A 6,473-nucleotide genomic window follows, 5' to 3' on the forward strand; every position below is an offset into this window, starting at 1 on the left:
ACTGTTTTCGAAAAAACCAGCTACTAACTAACGTAAAATTCAAATTTTATCAATAACTTAGGTTGCAGGACACGGGTAAATTATTTCGCAAACAGTACACTAGCGATGGGAATTGCCCAGAGTTTCGTAGGCACTTCTGGTGGTCCGCTCTTGACCGAAAGCGGCCTTCCAGTTTGCTATAAAAATTCACGCCTGTGCAGGTCGTTTGTAACTCTGACTTGGAGCTGTCTGGTGAGTTGGTGGGCTTTAGGCCCGCAGCAAAAAGGGCCCTGCTGGGCCCTTTTTCAGGTGAGGCGGCTTTATTTCTTTAGCCAACCTTCGATGCCGTCTGCCGCATTGATGGTTTTCAACAGTGTCTCCAGATGAGCTTTCCGGGCTTTGATCGTGTCAGACCAACTCGCGGCATTCTGAGGTCGCTTGGTCATTGTCATTACTCTGTCGTTAGGCCAGGTGGCTCGTCTGTTCAACCTGTTGACGTGCTGGGGTGTCGTCGAGCTGAAGCAGATCCTGCGCGCCGTAGTTGCGCGCTCGGTCGGATAATTCATGCCACGTCCAGTTCCCGACGGTTTCGCCTTCCTGCGGAACCGCCAGTTTCAACAGGCTCACTTGATCAAGGCCGAGCAGGTTGTAATTCGCCCAGAGCCTTCCGCCCACATCGAAGAGTGCCTTAGCGGCCTCGTTCCATTTCTCTTCCAGCACTGTTTGAGAAAGCCACAGGGCGTCGCGTTCTATGCCCTTATGCTTTTCCTGTGCTTCGGTGATGTACCGATCTACGGTGAGCAGCTCCTGCTCCAGCGCGGATATGATCAGGCCTTGTCGACGATCATGTTCGGCAGCGGTTGCCAGGTTTTTTGCGGCTTTTTGCGCATCGGCGTTGGCGGTCTTTTCGCCTTCGGTGTCGCCCCATGCGACGGCCTGTGCATACGCAGTCGCGGCGTTCGTTTCGGCCTGCCGGGCTTTGGCCATGTCCTCTACGGCCTGTTGTTTGATCTGTTCAAGACGGGTGCTGAGGCTCTGACGTTTTTCATTCAGCTCCTGCTCATCGGCTTTCCAGGTGTTCATGGCCTCGATGTAACCCGCCATCAGGGAATCGCAATTGGCGAGGGTTTCGCGGCGATTGATCTTCCGATCCAACAGGTCAGCGTCGTGTTTGCGTGCATCGAAACGCCTTTTCAGCTCGTTGTACTTGTCGCGCAATTCGCGCTCTTGGGCAGGCTCAATGGACTGCTCACTTTCCAGCGCGGCTTCAAAAGGCAGCAGCTGGGTGTGCAACTGATCAGCCCCTTTCAGCAGTTGTTCGCGGCGGTCTTTCAGCTCTTGGATCTCGTTCATGTGTCTGGTCTCTGTTCAATTCGATTGGGAGTTGGTTGTGTGGCTGGCGAGGCCGGGAATCAGCCGGCGCTACCTCGATCAGCAGGGATGCACTCAGGCAGCCCGAGCCTCGCTTTCAGCCAACCCCGGAATCGTCTTCACGATGTAGCAGCGTTGCGTGCCCAGCCCGGGCAAGCGCACCAGACTCGATGCCTTGCCGTCGTTCCCCGGCTCAATGACCCCACGCTGCAGCAGCTCCTTGTTCACCGCATTGATGTTCATGCCCCGGAAAATCTCCGAGCGCCATGACTCGGGCAGCACGTAATAGGTGTTGGTGGTGTGCAGGGAGTCGCCCAGACCGTGTTCCATCGTCTTGCGAAAGCCCAGCCTGTCGATGGTGCGCGGGCCGTGTTCGTCGATCTTTGCCGCTGCCGATTCCCAGCGGGTAAATCGGCTCTCGCCGAAGCGCTCGATGACTTGGCGCAGTCGCGACACGATGGCGTCACCCTCGAAGTTACCGACGCCGCCACGCTCGTTCATCCATGCGTTGAGGCACACCCGAGCAGCGGTGGTGGCGGTGCCATCGGGCCAGCCTGTTATCCCCATCGCGGTGGCCAGCTCACCCGCTGCGGCGGCGAGGCCAAAGCGAGCGGCGGCACGATGAGCTTGTCCGCTGGCCGATGCGGGTAACGATTTGGCGATAAAGCCTTCCAGCGTGCGGCGCAGAATGGCGGACCAAGCATGGCGTTTGTCGGGCTCACACAGCGCTGTGAGAAAGGCGGTGAGCGGTGTGCCGTAGTATTTCGCGACTCGTGCTTTGAGTGCGTCGGACAGCGCTGCTGCATCATCGAAACCGTTGAGGGTGTCGAACATGCCCAAGCCTTTGCTGGCATCGGCTGGAACGGCGAGCATGCGTACTTCCATGCCCGCTTTCAGCTCCTTGTTCGCTTCGGCCATGTGCTGGGCCAGCGTCTTCTCGCCAGTGGAGAGGAACAGCAAACGCCACTCCTGCACCTGCCGACCGGCCTGGCCTCGATCATTAGCCCGTGCCTTCCCGGTGCCGTTGCCGAGCATGTACACCGTCTCGCCGATGATGCGCGGATCGCACATGCCGATCTCATCCAGTACCAGAAGCCCGTCTGAGTGCGCAGCGGCGATGGATTCGAGTGCGTTGTCCGTGGAGCGCCACGAACGTACCAGGCGAGGTCCGCCGTAGATCGATGCAGCGACCTGCAGGTGCGTGGTCTTGCCGCCCGAGCTGTCACCGTACAAATGAAAGCCGCCCGACTCATGACCCAGCATGTGCAGCAGCGGTCCAGCCAAGGCCACGCCGACCACAAACGCCAGACGATGGTTGCCCACGCACAACGCGCCGATCTGTTCTTGCCATTGCTCAAGCGTGCCCGCTTCGCTGATCGGCGGTAGCTGAGATCCGGCTTCATAGAAGTGCAGATGTTCGCTGTGTAGCCCGACCTGTTGTTCCGGCAGGAGAAAGGCGCTGTCGTGCCAGCCCAGGCGAGTGACCAGTCGAGCCCGTTGCGCGCTGTCGAAACCGCCGAGGTAACTCTGCAGGTCGTTGCGTGCATTGCGGCCTGATCGACTGCCAGCCAAGCGCAGTCCCATGTCCACCAACGGGCCGAGTACGTCCTTGCCGAAATCACCGGTCATGGTGCGCGCCGGAATGTTCCAGCGTTTCTTGGCTCCATCGGGGTCGTCGAACTCCACGAGCAGGCCCCAGTTGTGGCCTTTGTCGTCTCGGGTCCGGGCGAGGATTTCAAGAGGCGAACACACCGGGCGCGCTTCGCCGTCGTCGCCTGCGTAAAACACACCTTCGGGAGTCAGGCGAAAGCCACCGGGCATCAGGTCGTTTTTCGGTTTCGCCGGGCGCTTGGCCGTTGGCTTTGTCTTCGACTTCGGAGTGGGTTCGGGCTCCTCGGCTGCTGGTGTTTTCTCCTCCACGCTAAACAGCTCGCCACTGCGCTCCAGCTCGGCGAAATGGGCAGCTGTCCAGTCTTTGGCAGCAGCGTCGGCGGCATCATCGCCGTTATCCCAATGTCCACCTTTGGCGAAAGCGGCACGTTCGTTTTTCATCGTGGGTTTGCGCTTGAACACTTCCAACGCGATGAACCTTACCGAGCCTGCGCCGATCTCGCGCAGCTTGTGGGCGACGGCTTCCATGCAGGTTTTGCCGCTGTCGTCGTTGTCTGGCCACAACAGCACGTTGCGACCCTTGAGGGGTGTCAGGTCTGCTTTGTGCCAGGAGTTGGAACCGTTCGGCCAGCAGGTGGCCACGTAGTTCGGCATCAAATCAGCCGCTGCATCTGCGGCCTTTTCGCCCTCGCACAAGACCACCGGCGCATCGGCGCGCAGTGCCAGTTCATCCCGGCGCAAAAGCGGTCGAGGCTCGGGCAACCCTTGCCAGCGCCATTGGGTCGTTTCACCGTCGCTGCGTTCGCACCAGGTCAGCGGCGCAAAGACTTTCTTCGGTTTACCGTCTTCATCAGGGGCCAGGTCGAACCGATACAACGCCATGAGCGGCTGGCCCTTGTCGTCGCGATAGATCCAGACCTTGGACGGTGCGCCGTGCTGCCTGTGTTTAACCGGGCATTTGTTCATCGCCTCGGCCGGGATCGGCTGAATGGCGATCCACTCGAGCGCTTTGCTTTTGGCCGGTACGGACTTGGCGGGCGGCGAATCAGCAGTTACGCCAAGCAGATCCGCCAGTTTGTTGCAGGCATCGACGTCGGTGCCGCCGTCGATGTAGCGGACCAGGTCGATCAAATCGCCGCCCTTGTCGCCGGTCGCGAAGTCAGACCAGGTGCCTTTGCTAATGCTGATCTTCAGAGAGCCCGCACGCTTGTCCGTTCGGGTGGGGTTGGGTGCGGTGTACTCTTTACCGCCGTCTACTCGCTTCCCGTTCGGAAGCCAGTGTGCAAGGACCTTGTCGATGTTGCGCAGCGCAGCAGATTTCACTTGTGCGAACGAAGGGCGCGTTTTCGAGCCGGAGGCGCTCATGGGCGATCCTCCGTTGGAAACTGCAGGCTGGTGGTCACGTCGTCGATGATGGCCTTGACCATATCGCCCAGGTAATGGGCAGCCCATGCCGCGCTGCTATCGTCGTTCATCCCGGCTTGGAGCGTGAGTTTGTTGATGCAGTCTGTTAGCAGGGAGGCATGTTCTAGTGCCTCTTCGCACGAAATGCCCGCATTGACGCTGAACAGTGCCTGATTCTGTGAATTGCATCTGGCAAAGCTGGTGTGGCCTGCGGTGTTGCCTTGGAAAGCGCTCACAATGCACCTCCCTGCGCAGGCTTACGGCCCAGATCGTCCGCATGAAGCGCCAGAGTCCGTATCAAACCAAGCGTGCCGCGCACGTCCCAAAGGGCGGCGGCGATGATGTGATTTGCAAGGCTGGGACCGTCATTTTCAAACTGATCCTCAAGCAGCAACAGCACCGAGCTGGCCCGGTCAACGGCGCAGGTGATGGCGTCGATGGGAATACCTGCATCGGCTGTTGGATTAACACAGAGCAGGTCTTCGGGTAGGGAAAAACTCAAGGCATTGTTCATTGGGCACCCCCTCCGTTTTCGAGGGCGCGAGCTTTGGTCATGTGAGCGTTGTAGCGGGCAAGGCGTGTAGCGAGGCTGGAGTTGGCGTGTAAAGCGGCGAGAGCCATTGCACGATGGGCAGCGGCGCGATTTTTGAACGGATTGAGGGCGTTACTCATAGGTGAGGCTCCTTGTACTGAGGAACCGCCACGGTCTGCCGCCAAGCAGATTAGGGTGGCGGATTGCACAGGATTGGCGGACCGGCGTACAAGGAGACCGGCGCACCCGAGGGTGCTCCTGCGCAACCCGCCATAACGCGAGAATGCGGGCACAAAAAAAGCGCCTGCAATCGTAATGGGGGCGCTGTTGCGCCTTGTACTGTTCGAGCCGCCAAGCCCGGTCACTGAGTTCGCAGCGACGGCCAGAGAATAACGCCCGGTTTTGGGATGTGCAACTGTTTGAGCGACTTGCGCTCGCGCTCGATGCGAAATACATTTGGCGTGCATGTAGATTTACCTCAACGCCTCCGGTTGCCCCCGGAGGCGTTTTTGTTTGTGCGTGCGCCGAACCTGTGGCGTGATAGCACGGCGTTCTGGTGCCAGATCAGGGCCAGTAGATTGGCGCGGGGAGGGCTCAAGCCACCTTCGTTTCGGTATCAAACAGTGGAGCGGGGACTTCGCCTTTCAGCCAGGCGAGAATTTTTCGATCTTCGTTACATCGACGGCGATGCATGACCGTCAGGTGGTCACGGCGCTCCGCAATGCTCTGCTCGATGTAAGTCGCCTGGTCTTCTTGCAGACGCAGTTCGCTGTGTAGCTTTTGGCTGTTGGCCTGTTCGGTGGCGAGATCGGTGGCCACGTAGTCCTGCCAAAACTTCGACTCATTGGCGAAGCCGCCAGACTGGTCGACCAGCCAGTAAGTCACCCAGTCATTGAGGCCGACCGTTCGCAACGCTTTGCGACGTCCTTCCTTCATCGCGAAGTGACCAGTTCCATGCACGCTGGCGAACTCGCGGCGGATCGCATGCTTGCGAATCCACTCGGGCACATTCCAAGGGTTGGGTCTGAGAGGAAGAGCTAAGCCATCTGCATTGAAAAAGATCGCTTCTTGCTCCAGGCCATTCCAGCTGACGCCCGCAATGGTGCGGCTTTTCCAGTTGAGCTCGTCCGGCCTGTAGAGCTGGAAGCCGATGCTGTAGGAGTCGATGAAAGGTCCGTCGCCTTTTGAGATGCGGTTGTTCATGCGGCCACCTGATCGCGAGCCGCGATGCGTGCTCGTGTCCATGCCTGAACTTCCCCTAAGACCCAGGCGACGGGCGCTCCTCGGGCGTTACTGTTGCTCAGTTTTACGGGGAGCGGGAAGCCGCTGTCTTGTTGCTGCATCAGCTTGTAAATCGTTGGGCGAGCAAGGCCGACTATCGCAATGACTTCGCTGATGCGAATGAGCGTGGTGGCGGGATCACGAGCTGGGTGCGCGGTGTTAATTGCTTGTAGAGGGAATGACATAGCCGTGCCTATATGGTGAGAGACAGGCACAGACTAGGGTCTGTTCCCGTTTCACATTGGTAGCCACAGAAAAGCGCAGGCCATTGCTATGACGCTTTCATAGTTTCTCT

The 6,473-nt window shown here is 59.0% G+C and carries 7 protein-coding genes; all 7 read right to left on the reverse strand.

The features are described from left to right. Nucleotides 1–441: 441 nt before the first annotated feature. The 7 genes from DW49_RS0119815 to DW49_RS0119845 all read right to left on the reverse strand — a co-directional run bounded on the left by DW49_RS0119815 (nt 442) and on the right by DW49_RS0119845 (nt 6,363). Entirely contained in the window at nt 442–1,332 is an 891-nt protein-coding gene (locus DW49_RS0119815; RefSeq protein WP_005613743.1) for a coiled-coil domain-containing protein, read from the reverse strand. Nucleotides 1,333–1,425: 93 nt separating this feature from the next. After that, complete coding sequence (locus DW49_RS0119820; protein ID WP_005613745.1) at nt 1,426–4,326, reverse strand: DUF927 domain-containing protein; 2,901 nt, start codon at nt 4,324–4,326, stop codon at nt 1,426–1,428. Further along, nucleotides 4,323–4,604, reverse strand: a complete 282-nt coding sequence (locus DW49_RS0119825) for a DUF3077 domain-containing protein (RefSeq protein ID WP_024421370.1) — start codon at nt 4,602–4,604, stop codon at nt 4,323–4,325. Before DW49_RS0119825 ends, DW49_RS0119820 begins: the two co-directional genes overlap by 4 nt. Then, nucleotides 4,598–4,879: a hypothetical protein gene (locus tag DW49_RS0119830; protein WP_024420647.1), complete on the reverse strand. Its 282-nt coding sequence runs from the start codon at nt 4,877–4,879 to the stop codon at nt 4,598–4,600. The genes DW49_RS0119825 and DW49_RS0119830 overlap by 7 nt, the downstream gene beginning before the upstream one ends. Continuing rightward, nucleotides 4,876–5,037: a hypothetical protein gene (locus DW49_RS1000000133165; RefSeq protein ID WP_169338188.1), complete on the reverse strand. Its 162-nt coding sequence runs from the start codon at nt 5,035–5,037 to the stop codon at nt 4,876–4,878. The genes DW49_RS0119830 and DW49_RS1000000133165 overlap by 4 nt, the downstream gene beginning before the upstream one ends. A gap of 454 nt (nt 5,038–5,491) precedes the next feature. Then, nucleotides 5,492–6,100, reverse strand: coding sequence for a hypothetical protein (locus DW49_RS0119840; RefSeq protein WP_005613747.1), 609 nt, complete (start codon nt 6,098–6,100; stop codon nt 5,492–5,494). Continuing rightward, complete coding sequence (locus DW49_RS0119845) at nt 6,097–6,363, reverse strand: helix-turn-helix transcriptional regulator (protein ID WP_024420646.1); 267 nt, start codon at nt 6,361–6,363, stop codon at nt 6,097–6,099. Before DW49_RS0119845 ends, DW49_RS0119840 begins: the two co-directional genes overlap by 4 nt. Nucleotides 6,364–6,473: the final 110 nt, after the last annotated feature.

The organism is Pseudomonas avellanae BPIC 631 (genome assembly GCF_000444135.1).
In the GTDB taxonomy this organism is placed as follows: domain Bacteria; phylum Pseudomonadota; class Gammaproteobacteria; order Pseudomonadales; family Pseudomonadaceae; genus Aquipseudomonas; species Aquipseudomonas avellanae.

Coding starts and splice junctions, on each gene's coding strand:
- DW49_RS0119845 (WP_024420646.1), bottom strand. CDS start 6,363: ATGTCATTCCCTCTACAAGCAATTAACACCGCGCACCCAGCTCGTGAT.
- DW49_RS0119840 (WP_005613747.1), bottom strand. CDS start 6,100: ATGAACAACCGCATCTCAAAAGGCGACGGACCTTTCATCGACTCCTAC.
- DW49_RS0119820 (WP_005613745.1), bottom strand. CDS start 4,326: ATGAGCGCCTCCGGCTCGAAAACGCGCCCTTCGTTCGCACAAGTGAAA.
- DW49_RS0119815 (WP_005613743.1), bottom strand. CDS start 1,332: ATGAACGAGATCCAAGAGCTGAAAGACCGCCGCGAACAACTGCTGAAA.
- DW49_RS1000000133165 (WP_169338188.1), bottom strand. CDS start 5,037: ATGAGTAACGCCCTCAATCCGTTCAAAAATCGCGCCGCTGCCCATCGT.
- DW49_RS0119830 (WP_024420647.1), bottom strand. CDS start 4,879: ATGAACAATGCCTTGAGTTTTTCCCTACCCGAAGACCTGCTCTGTGTT.